We start from the raw sequence: 18000 nt of genomic DNA, 5'->3' as shown, positions 1-18000 counted from the left end.
TATTAAAGCAATCAAACCGATACAGTGCAATATACAGTACTGACGCAAAGAAACCGGGTTTCTCTCCGAAGAAACCCGGTTTTTGCAAAAAACCGGGTTTCTTTGGCATTCTTTATCTTAGCCTTGGCAAATCGTTGCAATTAGCCTCAGGAGACACGCCTGTTTGGGTAGGCAGATTCGCGACTAATTCTACCTGTCCTAAATCGTTAACTATCCAGCCAGTTGCTTCTACTGGTTGAACGGGTGTATTGGATTTCTTTGATTGCCGATTTTGCGCGGTGGTATTCGCCCTTGGCGTTGCGGTGGAGGCATTACGCACATCGCGCCAAATTGCCCGACCTCTGAGGGGATTTGTTGGACTTTCGGGTAACCCGCCGCGTCCGGTAATGGTAAATGAGTTGCCTCTAGTCGCCGCACAGCCAACGTTGATTTGGTTGCTCTGATCGGTAACGTTGTCAGGTAATTCTACTAATCCCGCAGCGGTGTTGACATCGGGGGTGTTAATGGTAACCGTGCCGCTAAACTGTGGCCCTAGTTCGGAGGTGGCGGTGATGTCGCTTTCTGGGGTGGCTGCGGTGCGAAACTGAGTGCCAAAAATAGCTTGCGTATTAATTGTTACTCGTCCGCCAAACCCTTGCAGTGCGTTGGCGGTGATGTCGCTGTTGCCGAGTGCGGTTAATGTCTCTGTGCGAATATCGATATTGCCGCCATCGGTGTTTCTGGCGTCGGTCAAGATGCGGCTATTATTCAATAACTGGAGGCTGCCCGATCGCAATTCTATATTCCCCCCTGCACCGGCAAAGGTAGTCGCGTTGAGACTGCTACCATTTTGAACCCGAATCGAATCAGCGATGACAGTTAAGGTTCCGGCATTACCGATGCCAAAACTCCGCACATCGAGGGTTGCTCCATCCCGCACTGTTAATGCTGGTGTTTTAATCGTTAAGTTACCTCCATTCCCCCTGGCTACCAGCTGAGGTATATCAATCCGTCCCGATGCGGTGACCAAGCTAGAGGGAATCCCGCCTACTTCCGATTTGCCTATAAGTTCCACCGACTCGGAAGCTTCGATGGTGAGGGTTCCCCCTGTTCCAGATCCTACGGTAGCGGTGGATATGCTCGCTCCATCTGCGAGGGTTAATCTGCGAGTGCGAATGGTTAAATCTCCGGCGGGGGATGAACTGAACGTCGTTGTACCGGGACCGCTGGTGACTACACCCTGAAGCTGTCGTTCTGGGCTAACGGCTACAGCGCCACTCAATTCTACCGAGTCTCGCGCTTCGATCAGGATATTCCCACCCTTGCCGCCAAAGGTAATGAAACCCGATGCCACAACACCCCCACTATTGGCACCGATGACTCCACCTTCGCCCATGATTAACCGTCCCGTGGTAACGCGGATGTCGCCTCCGGCGCCGGTGCCAAATGTGTTGTTGAAGATGCCGGTGGGTGTGAAGGCATCGGGTAGGGTGCGGCTAATTTCGACAAAATCGGCGGCATTGATCGCAATATCTCCTCCACGTCCGCTTCCTAATGTGGGGGCCGATACTAAGCTGCCATCCCGGATAGTGACTTGGTTGCCATCGATGGTGATATTCCCTGCCGCACCTTGACTACCCAAGGTGGTGCCGGTGCTGAGGATGGAACCAACTATGTCTACCGAATTAGCCCGGATGTTCATATTGCCACCAGTAGCCCGATCGTTACCAAATGTTCCGCTGAAGGCTAGCACACCATTCTGGAGCGTCAGCGAATCCGCAACGATGCTAATATCCCCTGCTGGTGCGCCATTTGCCGTCACGGCAAACAAGCCACCCGCGCGATCGCCTGGGCGCAACTGCCCCAACAAAACCGCAGTCAACAACTGTTCCAGGCTATTAAATCCCATCCCTACCAAATCCGCCCCCTGGGACGCTCGGATCGTCAGATTTCCTGCTTTTCCCGTACCCAAGTTGCTCGCTGACAAGTACGCCGTACCTTGTAGCAAGAATTGTCCGGTTTCGACGGTGAGGTTCCCACCCGCTCCCGTCCCCCTTGTATCGCTTGCTACCGCTGTCAATTGCGACTGGTTGGCGCCAGTTATTTGTACTGATTCGCTTCCCCTGATGGTTAGATTGCCGCCCGGGTGGTCACCTTGTGTAATAGTTAACACTTGCGACCCTTCGCCGATGGAGATGCGCCTTCCCTGGATGGCGATCGCGCCGCCCCCGACTCCACTCGCATCTACAATCGCTTGTTGAGAAAGTTGAATATCCCCATAGTTGGTTGTTGGTTGTGCAATGTCAATCCCTAATTGTGCGTTGCTATTCACAATTGACACCGGACTATTAACAACTGACCACAGCTCGATTCTGCCAGCAGGTGCTTTCACCTGTCCCCCTTCCAGGAGCAGGTTGCCACCAATTAACCCAATTGTTTGATTCGGCAATACTTGCAATCCGGCGCTTTGACGAACCACGATATTGCCGGGATTAGTACCCAATTGCAAACCAATTGGGACGTTAACGGTTAAAAGTGGTGGATTTTGCGGATTTGTGGCGCTGAACTCCAAATTATCGCCAAATTTGATGCTGCTAGCTGTACTGGCAAAAAACGACCCGCGGATATTTAACCGTGCATTGGGGCCGAAAATAATCCCACTCGGATTAATTAGAAACAGATTTGCCTTCCCGCTGGCACTAATCAGTCCATCAATGTTAGAAATTTGTCCGCCCGTGACGCGAGTGATAATGTTATCTATCGTTACAGCATTATTAAAAAATGCTTCTGAGTTTCTAGGCAGAGAAAATTCCCGAAAGCTGTGGAATAAGTTGCCGCCAGAGGTGGTTCCCCCATCGATGGTGAAGCTATTGCCAGAAGGAGTGACAACGGAATTATTGGGTAGGGTGGTATCGGGGAGAATTTGGGCGACGACAGAGCTATTTAATGCCAATCCACCGATTTCTAACAAGCAGCTGGCGATCCATTTCACGGCAACACACCCCAGTTAGCATTTAATCTGCTTATTATAGCATAATATATATTTTTTATATAACGGATATTTTTGAGATTTATCAAGTAGGAAAAGTCGGAAAAACCGATTGCCGCTCTGGTAGGTGATATCATGTCCTGAGGTATCGGTAGTGTATGGATGGCTAATAGCTAATAGCTAATTGCTCGCAATTCAATTGCCTCCTCCAGCAGTCATTAGCGATTAGTTATTAGCAGTTACACAACCGTTGCTACCGGACAATTCCGCTAGCATCGGTTGTATAGAGTAGATTTTGCAAAAACTGTTTTTTTCCTTCCCACCTGCACAAGAACCGGACACGATATGATTTCTCAGTTTGAGGGTTGCAAGTGGGAGAGTGAGGAAGAGTAGCTTTTTGCATCTTGACTGTGGGTTCCTTTAGCTTGTCGATCGACTTTTTTGCGTGAGTCTATAAATTGATTCATTTCCAACGCAAAGCGGGGATTTCTTTGGGCAAGATCCAAGATGGCGTCTGGGGCGATTGCGATCGCTTTTAATTCATCAACAACTGTAACCGATACTGGAGAAGGTTCGGATTGCAACAGCAGCATTTCACCAAAAAAATCACCTGTTGCCAAGCGTACAACCTCTTGTTCTTGGTGATTGATATCTGTAACTGAAAGCAGAACGCCGCCAGCGATAATGATATAAAAAGCAGCATCAAATTCACCTGCTAGTACAATCTGTTCGTCAACTCCGTAAGTTTCTATAGTGGCAGTTTGGGCGAGTTGGTCGAGGGTGGCGCGAGCGAGAATATTGAAGTAGGAAAGCGAGAGCAAAGATTCCAGAATCTGCAATTGGGAATTGCCCATGTCAGGTTCTTTGTCCAACTGGAATTCCCGTTGGGTGGGTACGGCGATATTGAGGTGATTGCGCTTGGTAGCGTAATGAATGCGCGTGAGAAAGTCGCTGCGAATAGATTCCAACTTCTTATAGTTATCAACGTAATACATTACTTCGTATTTATTTGCGTAACCCTCAAACGATACTATCCGAATATCGGGGGGCGGATCGGATAAGATTCCTTTAATCCCCAGGGCAGCATTCTGTAGTACCTTTTGAATGCGATTTGGCGAATCTTCGCGGCAGAAGCTGATATAAAAGCGATCCGCATGGAGGGGGTCTAACATCGTGTAATTGTAGATAATATCTTTACCCAAAACCCCATTCGGAATAATCACAATGTCTCGGTCTGAAGTTTTAATCCGGACGGCGCGCCAGTTAATTTCAATCACCTCGCCTTCGTGAGCGTTAATCTTCACCCAGTCACCCACCTTTAAAGGCGATTCAAAGATTAGCAAAAATCCAGATACGAGGTTGCTGAGGGTGTCTTGTAATGCCAGTGCCATGACTAGGGAACCGACTCCCAATGCGGCAAACACGCTACTTAAATTAACTTGCCAAATATGAGCGAGGACGTAAGCTGCAATTCCCAAAATCACCAGCGCCCTAGCAGATTGAAACAACAGATTGGGAACGTGAATCTGCCAATATCTTTGCCTGATTCCTGTCGTCATAACCGCGTTGAGCAAAGAAATTGCCGTGTAGATAGTAGCAGTCCAAAGTGCGGTTTCAACAATTTGCACGGATATATTGGTGGCGGAGAATCCCAACAGATGCCGCATCACCAGCAGGACAGCGAGAGGAGGGAAAATTAACCCTCGGATGTTATTCAAAAACCACGCTAGGGGGTTGCCTTGGCGTTGCAAATATTCAATTCCCTCTCCCAGAACAACGTTCAAACTCGGCAATCCCAGGATTAATATAATTCCCCAAATTAATGTTGATTGATTCATTGCATAAGTACCTATAAGCAGTGACATTGGTAATTGCTAATTGGTAATTGGTAATTGGATTCATTACCAGTCTACTCTTGACAAAAGAAACAAGGGGCGCTGGGAAAAATCGTTGGTTTGTCAACGAGAGAGCGACTCTTCACCTTTGTTTCTGGCAATGCCATTGCGTAAGTTCTGAATTACTCATTACCCATTACCCATTACCCATTACCAGCGCCAAGGGATGTAACTAGCAACTTGAGTTACCAATTGTCTCTATCTAAACCTTCTGATAGGTTATCGATCAAATCTTTTAAACCTCCTTTTCTTATAACCCAAGTGGATAACTTACCTTTGTCTTCAATTTTGATATCGGCATCTTTCTGGAAGGAGTATAGATCGTGCAGGCGATCGTATACTTCTTGGCTAACTCGAATTGTAGTTGGTTCTGCCTGTGCGTGCAACTGGTTAACAATCTCCCAAGTCTCGCCCCAGAGTTCGTAGGAAAACTTTTTCGTGCCAACAATTCCTGTCATCAGAGTACCGGAATGAATCGCAATGCTTAAACGCAACCAAGTTCCATGGCGATTGTTGAATTGTTGCACGATGTTCATTGCTGCCAATGCAAAGTCTACCATGCGTTTTGAATGGTCTAGACGCGGTTTTGTCAGTCCGCAAACAACGATATAGCGATCGCCGATTGTTTTGAATTTCTCGACATCGAAGCGATTCGCTGTTTCGTCGAGTAAATCGATTAATTCGTTGAGCAATTCTGCTACTTCTTCAACCAGGCGATTTGCTGTTATTTTCGTTATGCCAAAAATGCTGACTATCCCAACTGTGGTTTGTTGTATGCTATCGGCAATGCGCTGTTCGCCTGCTTGAAAACGCTTGACTACCGTCCCTGGCAATATATTCAATAGCAATGCTTCATTTTCCTGCTCTTTTTGTGCCAACAATTCGGTTTGTTTTTGGACGCTGCTAGTCATTTGGTTGACGATTTTTGCCAATTCCCCTATTTCACCCTGCTGCTGCATGAGTGCCTGAAAATATCGACTCTGTTCCCCACCCCCTTGACGAGATGCTTGAGCGATTGCCTTGATTGGTTTAACAAATTTATCTGCGGCAATCTTAGCAAGATAGGCAATCAATAATATCAGGATCGCCGCTGCAATTAACAGATATCTTTCCAGAATATAAATAGACTGATAAGCTTCAGATAAATCCATTTCGGCAATAATTCCCCAATTCACTCCCTCAATTTTTAGCGGCGAATAGGAACTGAGAACGTTGATGTTGCGCTCGTCTTTGATTATTTTATTTCCCACCTTGCCTTTAATTGCTTCTCTGGCTACTTCGGTGTCTACTTTTTGCAACAAAATCGAGGTTTTTAACTGCTCAATTAAGCGCATATTATTTTCTGATGTACCGAGCGATTGCAAGGATTTCTTATACTTTTCTGGGTCTTCAATTAAAGCACGGGAAACAGAACGCATCAGCAAATCTGCTCCCACTATGTAAGTTTTTCCCGTATTACCCAGTCCATCTTGTTTCCAATTTTTATTGCCAGTCAAAACATTGTTAATCTCGTCAGCTGGTAATTTAATTGCCAAAATTACCACTAGGTTTGATTCGTTATAAATCGGGCCAGCAATAAAGGCAGCCGCAGCCATGTATGATGGACGATAAGGTTTGAAATCGACGATTTGAATCGCTCCTGAGTCGGGGTTTTGACTCACGGTTTTCACGACTTCTGCCAGATTGCTTTCCCGATAAACTCCTTGAGTTAAATTAATCCCAAAATCAGTTTCTTTATCAACCGTGTAGACGACATCTCCGGTTTTGGCATCGATTAGGAAAAAGTCAGAGTAACCAAACTTTTTAATTAAACTGCGAAATATTTTGTGATATTTAGCGTGAATTTTGCTATAATTACTTCCATCTACTGCATCAACCATTTCGGATTTTTTACCAACCCCATGAGGATTTTTGGCGATGTAGTGATATTGAAGATATTTAGCCGCTGGACTGATGGGACGATAGGTTTCAAACTTGGGTTCGCCGGTAATTGCTAAAGATAATCTGGGGAAAAATTTGGTTTTGTAGTAATTAGCGATCTCTCCCTCCCATGCCTGGGGAATAGAGCGAGAGTTCAGTTCCGCAAACGCCTTGTTGAACTCTACCATTGCTGCAACGACCGTGGGGTCTTCACAGAGAGTTTCGACATGATGGTGCAGGTTATTAAAGTAAGATTCGATCTGGTATGCTTTAGACGAGCGAACGCTGGTTAACTGGTTAAATATCGTTGTTTTGATCGCAGATCTTGCCCAACTCCAACCCAAGTAACCAACTACTAAAATTGAACTCAAGCTGACCATTAATAGCATGAGTTGCATTTTTGATTTGATACTGATGCGGTGAAATCCGAGCATTTAACGATTGACCTTGGTTGAGGGGTAATATCATGTCCGTTTGATTACCCATAGTTAGGACTGACGCTAAGGACGCGGGGACACTAAGGACGCGGAGATTTTTAATTATGGGTGAAAAGCCTGACATCATATAAAGGATTGATTTTAACCTAAGTTAAACCAATTTTTCATTTGGCAACCGGACATTATATTATATCATTTCCGGTGGCGGCGGAATTAATCAACACGGTCAGGTAAATTAGCAATTAGCAATTAGCAATTAGCAATTCCCAATTTTTATAAAGATTATCGTAATTTTGGTAAATCGTTGCAATTAGGATATTGATAGTGAGAATTCCCACTGATTGGAGAAGGTAACCGATCTACCAATTCTACCTGTCCTAGATCGTTAATTACCCAACCAGTTGCTTCTACTATTTGAACGTTTGAAGGTGGAGGATTTTGAGGGGAAGTATTGGCACTTTCTGTGGCAGTGGAATAATCTTGCAAATCTCGCCAAATTGTTTGTCCTCGGATTGGTGTAGTTGGGTCTTCCGGTAAGCCGCCGCGTCCGGTGACGATAAACGAGTTACCATGGGCAGCAGCGCATCCGACAATCACTTGGTTGCTGGGGTCGATGGGAGTGCTGGTCAATTGCACCAATCCCCTACTGCCATTGACTGCGGGGGTGCTGATGGCGACGGTGCCGGAAAGTCCCAGCTGGGAACTGGCGGTGATGGCGCTATTGGGTGAGGTGAACAGACCTCTGGTGGTAATGTTGATATTGCCTCCCGCCCCTTGAAAGGCGTTGGCAGAGATGCGGCTGCCGTTGAGCAGAACGACAGCATCAGAGGATAGGATAATGTTACCGCCGCGACCGCTGCCGCCTGCTTCGGCTGTGACTTGACTGCGATCGCTCAATTGCAGCGATCGCAAATTCAACACCATATTGCCTCCTTCACCTGAGGCGCTAGCAGCTGTGATGCGTCCTCCCCGCGCTAGAACAATTTCCCCTGCTGTTATCTCCATATCTCCAGCTTTACCAAAGCCTTGATTGTCTACACCCACTAAAGCTTGATCGGAAACCATCAATCTCGGCGTATTAATTGTCGCATTTCCAGCATCTCCAGAAGGCACTAAAGGCAATCCTAAAGCTGTTTGAGCGGGAGTATTGGCTAAAGCTGATGATGAGAGCAAGCTAATCAGTGAAGTGCGATATCCAAACCCACTAACTTCGATCGATTCAGAAGCATTGACTGTCAAATTTACCCCCGATCCGCTGGCTATTGTACTAGCACCAATACGCGCTCCATCTCTGATGCTCAACCTAGATGTGTCGAGGGTCAAATTACCAGCTTTTCCAGAGCTTGTTGTCTCTGCCAAGATCGCGCTGCGGAAGCGAATTGGTGTGGGACTAATGCGATTAAATCCAATAACTTCGATAGAATCTGTGGCGTTTAAATGCATATTACCTCCAGCTCCGGCACCATAGGTAACAGCTACGAGATTTCCTCCATCGATCAGTTGTAAGCGGGCGGTCGATACGGTAATGTTTCCCCCATTTCCCTGACTGTAATTACTCGATGCGATGCTGCTGAGACTGGCATCGCTAAACGGTGAGGCACCAAGGACTTGTAGAGCGTGAAATGCGTCTATAGTGATGTCGCCCCCACTACCTATGCCGAAGATAGTAGACTCTATGATTGCCCCATTGCTGATAATTAAACGGGGGGTAGAAACGGTAATCGCTCCACCATTTCCGGTTACGACTTGACTCTTCAAGGCGCTAGGAATGCCAATAGGATTAATTCCGCTCAAGGAAACTGACTCTGAGGCGATGATAGCAATCTCTCCTCCTGGTCTTGACCCCAACTTTGGGTCAGTCAAAGCAATCGATCCATCGCTGATTGTCACTTGACGTCCCACTATTTGGATACCGCTTCCCCCACCACCACTGGCATCGAGTAATGCCCCAGCAGATAATCGAATATCTCCGTAATTTTGCACCTGTGGATAGCTCAAAGAAAAACCCATAGCAGTGGGATTGAGAGTTACTTGTCCCATACTCACACCGCCGAGTGCAATTCCCCCACTTTCTGCGGTCAGGATGCCGCCGTTTAAGGTAACTTGAGCAGCTACCAAGGCTAGAGTACGACCCGATTTTACCTGTAGTCCTTGCCTATCACCGCTTTCTTCCAGCGGCGCAGAGTAAGGATCGCCGTTAAATGTCAGACTGTGTCCCTTGCCAGAAACGCTGATGGTGCCGGAATTTGACCCCAATTGCAACCCCACAGGCACGTTAATCGTTAGCAGGGGTGGTACTGAAGGATGAACAGCGCTAAACTCTGTCCCATCGGCAAATTTGATGCTGCTTGCGGTACTCGCCAAAAACGACCCGCCAACGTTCAACTGTGCGTTGGGACCAAACATAATTCCACTCGGATTAATCAGAAATAGATTAGCCGTCCCGTTGGCTCGAATTAAACCATCTATGTTTGAAATTTGACCACCCGTAACGCGGCTGATAATATTAGAAATCTCGGCGGAATTGTGAAAAAATGCCTCAGATCCAGTGGGAACAGAAAATTCCCGAAAGCTGTGAAATAAATTGCCCCCTGCGGTGGTGCCGCCATCGATAGTGAACCTATTGCCAGCAGGAGTGACAATGGAATTATTCGGCAGGGTGGCATCTGGAACAATTTGCGCCACGACAGGGCTACCCGATACCCACCCACTGATGCCTAACAAGCAGCTGGCGATCCATTTCACGACAACAAACTCCTGGCGTGCATTCTAGCTAAGTAATTTTAATCTTACTCATAGGGTAAAATTAAACTTATATCATGTCCTTAGGTATCGGTAGTGTATGGATGGCTAATTGCTAATTGCTAATTGCTAATATAGTATTTTTACCAATCTCGCCATTAGCGATTAGCTATTAGCAGTTACACAACCGTTGATACCGGACATGATATAAGGCTTTGCTTCACTCGCTGGCAATCCGCTGTAAACATAACACTCAGAACCCCGACTTCCCAGAGAAGTCGGGGTTCTAACTACGCGCATTATTGAGATTGTTTTGATTTTTTCTCTTTCAGGCGCTGGAGTTTCTGTTTGATGCTTTGGAAGGATTCCGTCTCGACAATTTCTGCAACTTGTTGCGCTTGTTTGCTTCTGTCAATTTCTATTTTTAGTTGTTCAACCTGTTGTTTTAACTTTTGTTCTCTTGCTTTGACTTGTTCCACCATTCCCAGGAAAACTCGCGCCAGTTGTCCTAATTCATCGGTGCGATCGCACACTTGCTTGAGTTCGCTCAAAATATGCGGTTCAATCCGATCGCTTTCCAATGCAGCAGCAGCAGCGGTAACTTTATCTACCTGCTGGATATACTTCAACATCTGCTGATTTTTTTCGTAGATATTAAACAGGTGTAAACCCTGGTCTTTAGAGATGTCTTCGCAAACTTTAATGCCTCTGATGCTATTGCCTCTTGCGTCTAGAAGCGGCGAAAAAATGCCAATTCCTAATTTTTGCGGCACAACGGCTATCATACCCCCGTTAATCGCACCTTGGGCGGGAATGCCAATGCGATAAGTCCACTCCCCTGAGTATTGTTTCATACCGCAAGTGAGCATGACACTGATAGTATCTTGGACGTATTGTGCATCAATTGCCATATCTTTGGTAATGGGGTTAATTCCGCCGTTGGCAAGGGTTGCAGCCATTACAGCTAGGTCGCGACAATTGAGTGTAATCGCGGATTGCTGAAAGTAAAGATCGAGGGTTTCTGAGATCCGGTTACTAATTTGACCAAAGTTGAGCATGAAATAAGCGATGGCGCGAGCGCGATTTCCCGCTGCTTTCCCAGATAGGAAAGCAGGCATATTAATATTCACATCCCGTCCGGTATAGCGTCGAAACATCTCTAGGACGCGCTGGAGGCGTTCGGTTGCGCCATTGCCTTTAATTAAGTCTGTGGTGACAATTGCGCCAGCGTTAAGCAGGGGGTTATGGGGACGGTTGGTTTCCTCATCCAAGACAATGGAATTGGAGGTTTCTTGACCCGGTTCAACGCCCACCTTTTGATTGACGTAATCTCGACCCCAATCTTCTAATGCTAAACCGTAAAGGAATATCCTAGAAAGGGATTGAATCGGAAACATTTCCTGACAATCGCCCACCTCGAAGGTTTGACCCTCAACGGTGACGACACAGATGCCAAACGAGTCGGGATTTCCCGGTGCAAGTTCCGCCAAGTCGGGAGCGATCGCACCATCGATCAGGGGTTGATATTTGGCGTGTAAATCGCTCAGATAGGCGTAAAACGGAGAAGCTATCGCACCAATCGAACTGGCAAGCGACTGTAAATAAGGGTCTACCATAGGGGGAATATTGAGGAATTGGGGGACTCTCGATCAAAAGCACCCTGAGTATACACAAGCGAGTTGATCTGAAAATAAATATGGCAATTGCTAATTGTCAATTGCCTCCTCCAGCAGCTATTAGGGATTAGCTATTAGCAGTTCCACAACCGTTGCTCAGGGACATGATATAAGTCGTAAAACAGCCAAGTAGTATCTAATCAAGGACTTAGGCACGGGGGGCGAAAAACCCGGTTTCTTTTAGTAACTCAAGTTTCTAGTTATCTCATACATAGCAGCTAATGGCTAATGGTTAATGGCGAGATTGGTAAAAATCCTATATTAGCAATTAGCAATTAGCAATTAGCAATTAGCAACGGCGAAGTTTATAACTAGCAACTTGCGTTATTAGCTTGCTTGGTTAAATAAGCTTATTATATTTTAATGTTATATAATAAATAAATATATATGGGGGATTGTGTTTGCTAGAAATAGGCTTATAATATTGAAGGTGGAAATTGTTCAGAACGCTATTAAGATAGATTAATGACTTCAGGTAAGCAACCTTTTGAATTACCAAGCTTCTATGTTCCTTGTCCGGCCAGACTGAACCCCAACCTAAAAGCAGCGCGAGTGCATTCTAAAGCCTGGGCTTATGAAATGGGGATTTTGGTGACCGACGAGGAAAACCAAGAGGTAGTTATCTGGTCTGAGCGCCAGTTTGATGCTATGGATATAGCCTTGATCTGCGCTTATGGTCATCCCGATATTGATGGACCGATGCTCAACCTGGTCACAGACTGGTATGTTTGGCTATTCTTCTATGACGATCGCTTCCTAAAGGTCTACCGACAAGGTCAAGACATTCGGGAGGGCAAGGAACATATTGCTAGACTGCTAACGTTCATGCCTCTATATGACCTAGAGTTTCCTCTAGAACCGATCGATGCAGTGGAAAGGGGTTTAGCCAACCTGTGGTCTCGGACTGCACCCAACGCTTCTTTAGACTGGTTACTGCGGTTTCGTGAGAGTACAACCAATGCCCTGGAAGCAGTTCTGTGGGAAATCGCCAATGTCAATCAAAATCGAATCGCTAACCCAATCGAGTATATTGAGATGCGCCGCAAAGTCGGTGGCGCGCCCTGGTCAGCCGATCTGATTGAGTACTCTCTCCGTGCGGAAATACCAGCAGCGATCGCTCCCACTCGCCCCATGCGAGTTCTCAAAGATACCTTCGCTGACACTTCCCATTTACAGAATGACATTTTCTCTTATCAAAGAGAAGTAGAGGAAGGGGAGAATACCAACTGCGTACTGGTGATTGAGAAGTTCCTCAATTGTGACCCTCAGAAAGCCGCTAACATCACCAACGACTTACTCACCTCTCGGCTGCAACAGTTTGAGAACACCGCATTAACTGAGGTGCCGCTCCTGTGCGATGAATATGGTTTGAGTCCCGATGAACGTTTTAAGGTACTCCTATATACCAAAGGACTGCGGGAGTGGTATGCAGGCAGTCATGAGTGGCACATGACATCAAGCCGCTACATGAACCAAGGAGCGCGAAAATCTCTGCAAGTGGGGGGAATGGCGATCCCGGTTACGGGACTGGGGAATTCGGGTGTCAGCGTCCAATCCTTAATCAACTCCATGGGTCTAAAAAGATTCAAGAATTACGACCCGCACATTCCGCGCCCGGTAACAGAGCCATTTTGAAATGCCAGAGGCTTATATGCCCTATACGGCTCGGCTCAACCCTCATCTGCACGCTGTGCGTCAGCATATCAAAGCTTGGGCTGAGGAAATGGGGTTGATTGGCCCAAGTTTTGATACCTGGGATGAAGCAAAGTTCGACTCCTTCGATTTTGGCTTGTTGATGTCGTTGGTGCATCCAGATGCACCACAGGCTGAGCTTGAACTGTCAGCAGACTGGATGGTATGGATATCTTTTATCGATGATGACATCGTTCAAGTCTACGGACGTGGTCGCCCTCTGAGTCTCTTTGACGTGATGGTGGCAAAGCAGTCTTTTGAGCGATTGATCAGCTTTATGCCAGTTGACTGCGCTACTATGCCCATACCCACTAACCGGGTGGAACGTAGTCTAGCAAATCTCTGGTCTCGTACTGCTCCCAGCAAGTCTGTAGCATGGCGACGCCGACTCGTCAAAGCAATTGAGCATAATTTTGAGGGCTATTTGTGGGAGATATACAATCTTAGTCAGAACCGGATTCCAGACCCGATCGACTACGTTGAAATGCGCCGCCATAGTGTTGGAGGCGGTTACACTATACTTGGTTGCTATCAAAACGCAGGAGTAGATATCCCTCCCGAAATTCTCTATGGGGAAACAATCAAGACACTGAGCTTGATGACTCTTGATTGGGCGGCATTGTTTAACGATATCGTGTCGTACCACATTGAGATCGAGAAGGAAGGCAACCTGAGCAACAGTGTGTTGGTAATCCAACGGTTTCTCGACTGTAGCCTCCAGGAAGCAGTAAATATTGTTAATGATTTGGCAACTGCCCGATTGCAGCAGTTTGAACACATTGTTGCCACTCAGTTACCCATCTTTTTCGAGGACTCTGAGTTAGACACCAAAACCCGCGAGGAAATCCTCAAATACGTCAAAGCACTTCAGGAATGGACGGCTGGAGTTGGCGAGTGGCACATCAGAACAGGTCGCCATCATTCTCACAGAGATGCTTGTCCCAAGGCGCAAGACTTGATCGGGAGTCCAAAAGGGTTAGGAACTTCCGCCACCAAAATTGGCTCAAGTCCAGTCCCACAAGAAACACCATCACCCAATATTCACCCAATAATCCAGAAGTTACTAGGTGGCCCGACAGGATTAGGAACCTCAGCTACTGAAATTGGCTCAAGTTCAGTCCCACAGGAAACAACTGAACCCAATGTTCATCCAATAGTCCAGAAGTTACTAAGAGGTCCAACAGGATTAGGCACTTCCGCCATTGAAATTGGCTCAAGTTCAGTCCCACAGGAAATAACTGAACTCACTCTTGAGCCAATAGTGCAGAACTTACTCACAGGTCCGACAGGGTTAGGGACTTCGGCCACTGAGATTAGTTCGAGTGCAGTCTCAGAAGAAACAACTGAACCCGCTCTTGAGCCAATGGCACAGGAAGTAGTCAGTAGTCTGACAAAATTGGGGACTGCAACTATGCACATCAGATCGCTGTTAGGAACGAAAGGTTAGCGAAATCTGAGTCCCTATTCCGATCAATCAAATAACTTGTCAACAAACATTACTAATGGAGTTTCATCATGACTGATGCAGCAAATACCCCCTTGGCCAATCAAATTGAACAACAACCAATGAGCTTGGGGAAAGAGGCGGCGCGTAATTTAGCAACCACCACCAAAACCCCGCCGCAGATGCAGGGTATTACCTCACGGTGGCTCTTAAAACTGTTACCTTGGGTAGAAACCGTTGGTGGTGCTTATCGCGTTAACCGTCGCTTAACCTACGCAGTTGGGGATGGACGGGTGAGCTTTACCAGCACAGGGTCTCAAATTCAAGTGGTTCCCCAAGAACTGTGTGAGCTACCCTTGCTGCGCGGATTTGAAGATACCGAGGTTTTAAACGCCTTAGCCAGCCGATTTGTGCAACAAGAATTTGCTGCGGGTGACGTAATCATACGAGCAGGTCAAGAAGCCAATCAAATCATCCTGATTGCCCATGGCAAAGTCAATAAAATTGGCACCGGCAAGTATGAAAACGAAGTGGTCTTAGATGTCCTCGCTGATGGCGATCATTTTGGGGATTATGCTGTAGTACAATCCGAAGATACTTGGGATGTCACCCTCACCGCCCTGACCCGTTGTACGATTTTGTCTCTGCCGGAACAAGCATTTCAACAACTGGTTAACCAGTCCGAGGCATTACAAGCTCAAGTCGATAAGTTCAGGGAAACGCTGAGCAAACCTCAAAACACAGAAGGGGAAGCCTCCATCAATATTTCATCAGGCCATGCGGGGGAAAGCATACTACCTGGAACCTTTGCAGATTATGAAATGAATCCACGGGAGTATGAATTAAACGTTGCTCAAACGATTTTACAAATCAATACGCGGGTTGCTGACCTCTATAACGAACCCATGAACCAAACGGCCGAGCAATTACGCCTCACGATTGAGGAATTGCGGGAACGTCAAGAACATGACATGATCAACAACCGTGAGTTCGGGTTGCTACACAATGCTGACCTCAATCAACGGATCTTTACCCGCTCTGGCGCTCCAACTCCCGATGACCTCGACGAATTGCTCTCTCTTGTTTGGAAAGAACCAAGCTTTTTCTTAGCCCATCCCCGCACTATTGCTGCTTTTGGTCGGGAATGCAACCGTCTGGGACTTTATCCCAACCCCATCCCCATGGGCAATAGTGCCATTCCCTCTTGGCGTGGTATTCCCATCTATCCCTGCAACAAGATTCCCGTCACCAAAGAGCGTACTAGCTCGATCATGTTAATGCGGGTGGGTGCAGCTAACCAAGGTGTGATTGGTCTTCATAAAACCAATATCCCTGATGAATATCAGCCAAGTCTATCTGTGCGTTTCATGGGAATTAACGAAAAAGCGGTTATTTCCTACTTGGTGAGTGCTTACTATTCCGCAGTAGTTCTCGTCCCTGATGCCTTAGCCATCCTTGAAGATGTAGAAATCGGTCGCTAGGAATCACCGGGTTTGGGAGTTGGGAGCGATAAGTTGTCAGATAGTCGGACAAAAAGAAATAGCACTGTATTAATTTTGATGCTATCGATTCCCGACTCCCGACTCCCAATCTCAACAAATATCTTGAGTGTTGTTCTAGTCGTTTGAAAATTTAACCTTATGACAGATGCTTCGATTAGGCCAGATTTAGACCAAGAAAACAGGATGAGTCTAGGCACACAAGCAGCGCGGAATTTAGCTTCCACCACTAAAACTCCGCCCCAGATGCAGGAAATTACCCCACGGTGGTTACTCAAGATGTTGCCTTGGGTACAAGTGACGGGGGGAGCCTATCGGGTTAACCGTCGCTTGACCTACGATCTAGGTGATGGACGAGTCAGTTTTAGCAATACAGGGAACCAAGTGCGGGTTATTCCTCAAACACTTTGTGAGCTTCCCTTGTTTCGTGGGTTTGAAGATTTAGAGGTACTGAATGCCTTAGCAGACCGCTTTGTGCAACAAGAATTTGCTGCTGGTGACGTAATTGTACAGGAAGGTCAACCCGCCGACCAAGTTCTGTTGATTGCTCATGGTAAAGTCAGCCAGATTAAGGCTGGAAAGTACGAACAGGAAGCTTTACGTCGTGTATTAGCAGACGGTGACTATTTTGGTGGCGAAGCTATAGTAGGAGTTCAGGACACTTGGGATGTTAGCGTCAGAGCGATTACGCGCTGTACATTGTTGGCACTGCCAGTACAGGCATTTCGGGAGTTACTGAATCAGTCTGAAGCGTTGCAGACTCAGCTCGATCAGTTTAGAGCGATGTTAAGCAAACCCCAAGACAGGTATCATCAAGCTGCGATCGCTATGTCAGCAGACCACGATCTGGAAACTGAGCTACCCCGGACATTTGTCGATTACGATTTGAGTCCACGGGAGTATGAGTTAAGCGTTGCTCAAACCATTCTACAAGTCAATACGCGGGTTACTGACCTTTACAGTGAACCCATGAACCAGACGGAACAACAGTTACGGCTGACTATTGAGGCTCTGCGGGAACGGCAAGAGTACGAGATGCTCAATAATCCTGAGTTCGGACTGCTACATAATGCTGACCTTAAGCAACGCATCTTTACCCGTAGTGGTCCACCGACTCCCGATGACATGGATGAACTGCTTTCTCGGCGGCGGAGATCTCATTTCTTCCTAGCTCACCCTCGTGCGATCGCAGCTTTTAACCGGGAGTGTAACCGTCGTGGAATCTATTCCCCAAGCACAGAGGTAGACGGAAAGATTGTACCTGCTTGGCGCAACTATCCGATTTTTCCCTGTAATAAAATTCCTATCACTAAGGAGGGTACTAGCTCCATTTTGGTACTTCGTGTCGGAGAAGAAAACCAAGGTGTGGTTGGTCTACACAAAACTGGTATCCCTGATGAATACCAACCCAGCCTATCTGTGCGGTTCCTGGGTATTAACGAAAAGGCGATTATTTCCTACTTAGTTAGTGTCTACTACTCCGCCGCCGTACTCATCCCCGACGCATTGGGTATCCTGGAAGATGTCGAAATTGGGCTTTAAGAGTCCTGCGGGCGAGGCAGCAGGTAGGAAGAAGATTATAGCGGTTAGCCCAAACCAAAAGAAGCCCCACATCTGACCGAAGGCAGTGTGGGATGAATTTTGGGGTAATCAGGTTGCGTCCCCCGACCTATGTTGACCGTCAGTCAACGCGGGAGTGGGGACAGCGACTTGATTACCAATTTCTG

At 46.9% G+C, this 18000-nt stretch carries 9 protein-coding genes; 4 read left to right on the top strand and 5 right to left on the bottom strand.

From position 1 onward, the window contains the following. Window positions 1–112: 112 nt before the first annotated feature. The 5 genes from ACE1CM_RS04020 to glsA form a co-directional block, all read right to left on the bottom strand. Window positions 113–2971 carry a filamentous hemagglutinin N-terminal domain-containing protein gene (locus ACE1CM_RS04020; RefSeq protein ID WP_374876123.1) on the bottom strand — a complete coding sequence of 953 codons (2859 nt, stop codon included), beginning with the start codon at window positions 2969–2971 and terminating at the stop codon, window positions 113–115. A gap of 350 nt (window positions 2972–3321) precedes the next feature. Further along, window positions 3322–4833 carry a mechanosensitive ion channel domain-containing protein gene (locus ACE1CM_RS04015; protein WP_374876122.1) on the bottom strand — a complete coding sequence of 504 codons (1512 nt, stop codon included), beginning with the start codon at window positions 4831–4833 and terminating at the stop codon, window positions 3322–3324. Window positions 4834–5048: 215 nt separating this feature from the next. After that, complete coding sequence (locus tag ACE1CM_RS04010; RefSeq protein WP_374876121.1) at window positions 5049–7181, bottom strand: adenylate/guanylate cyclase domain-containing protein; 2133 nt, start codon at window positions 7179–7181, stop codon at window positions 5049–5051. A gap of 321 nt (window positions 7182–7502) precedes the next feature. Continuing rightward, complete coding sequence (locus ACE1CM_RS04005; protein ID WP_374876120.1) at window positions 7503–9965, bottom strand: filamentous hemagglutinin N-terminal domain-containing protein; 2463 nt, start codon at window positions 9963–9965, stop codon at window positions 7503–7505. Between the two features lie 296 nt (window positions 9966–10261). Continuing rightward, window positions 10262–11578 carry a glutaminase A gene (glsA, locus tag ACE1CM_RS04000; protein ID WP_374876119.1) on the bottom strand — a complete coding sequence of 439 codons (1317 nt, stop codon included), beginning with the start codon at window positions 11576–11578 and terminating at the stop codon, window positions 10262–10264. 525 nt (window positions 11579–12103) lie between these two features. Here glsA and ACE1CM_RS03995 point away from each other — a divergent pair. The 4 genes from ACE1CM_RS03995 (at window position 12104) to ACE1CM_RS03980 (ending at window position 17815) form a co-directional block, all read left to right on the top strand. Next, on the top strand, window positions 12104–13273 hold the full coding sequence (locus ACE1CM_RS03995; RefSeq protein ID WP_374876118.1) for a hypothetical protein: 1170 nt from the start codon (window positions 12104–12106) through the stop codon (window positions 13271–13273). 1 nt (window position 13274) lies between these two features. Beyond that, on the top strand, window positions 13275–14777 hold the full coding sequence (locus tag ACE1CM_RS03990) for a hypothetical protein (RefSeq protein WP_374876117.1): 1503 nt from the start codon (window positions 13275–13277) through the stop codon (window positions 14775–14777). A gap of 68 nt (window positions 14778–14845) precedes the next feature. Further along, window positions 14846–16255: a family 2B encapsulin nanocompartment shell protein gene (locus ACE1CM_RS03985; RefSeq protein ID WP_374876116.1), complete on the top strand. Its 1410-nt coding sequence runs from the start codon at window positions 14846–14848 to the stop codon at window positions 16253–16255. Between the two features lie 159 nt (window positions 16256–16414). Beyond that, window positions 16415–17815: a family 2B encapsulin nanocompartment shell protein gene (locus tag ACE1CM_RS03980; RefSeq protein ID WP_374876115.1), complete on the top strand. Its 1401-nt coding sequence runs from the start codon at window positions 16415–16417 to the stop codon at window positions 17813–17815. Window positions 17816–18000: the final 185 nt, after the last annotated feature.

The organism is Microseira sp. BLCC-F43, from assembly GCF_041929235.1.
GTDB lineage: Bacteria > Cyanobacteriota > Cyanobacteriia > Cyanobacteriales > Aerosakkonemataceae > Microseira.
Note: the sequence above shows the minus strand (reverse complement) of the source record. Positions and strands in the feature narration are given on the sequence as shown.

Coding starts and splice junctions, on each gene's coding strand:
- ACE1CM_RS04010 (WP_374876121.1), bottom strand. CDS start 7,181: ATGCAACTCATGCTATTAATGGTCAGCTTGAGTTCAATTTTAGTAGTT.
- ACE1CM_RS03980 (WP_374876115.1), top strand. CDS start 16,415: ATGACAGATGCTTCGATTAGGCCAGATTTAGACCAAGAAAACAGGATG.
- ACE1CM_RS04015 (WP_374876122.1), bottom strand. CDS start 4,833: ATGTCACTGCTTATAGGTACTTATGCAATGAATCAATCAACATTAATT.
- ACE1CM_RS03985 (WP_374876116.1), top strand. CDS start 14,846: ATGACTGATGCAGCAAATACCCCCTTGGCCAATCAAATTGAACAACAA.
- ACE1CM_RS03990 (WP_374876117.1), top strand. CDS start 13,275: ATGCCAGAGGCTTATATGCCCTATACGGCTCGGCTCAACCCTCATCTG.
- glsA (WP_374876119.1), bottom strand. CDS start 11,578: ATGGTAGACCCTTATTTACAGTCGCTTGCCAGTTCGATTGGTGCGATA.
- ACE1CM_RS03995 (WP_374876118.1), top strand. CDS start 12,104: ATGACTTCAGGTAAGCAACCTTTTGAATTACCAAGCTTCTATGTTCCT.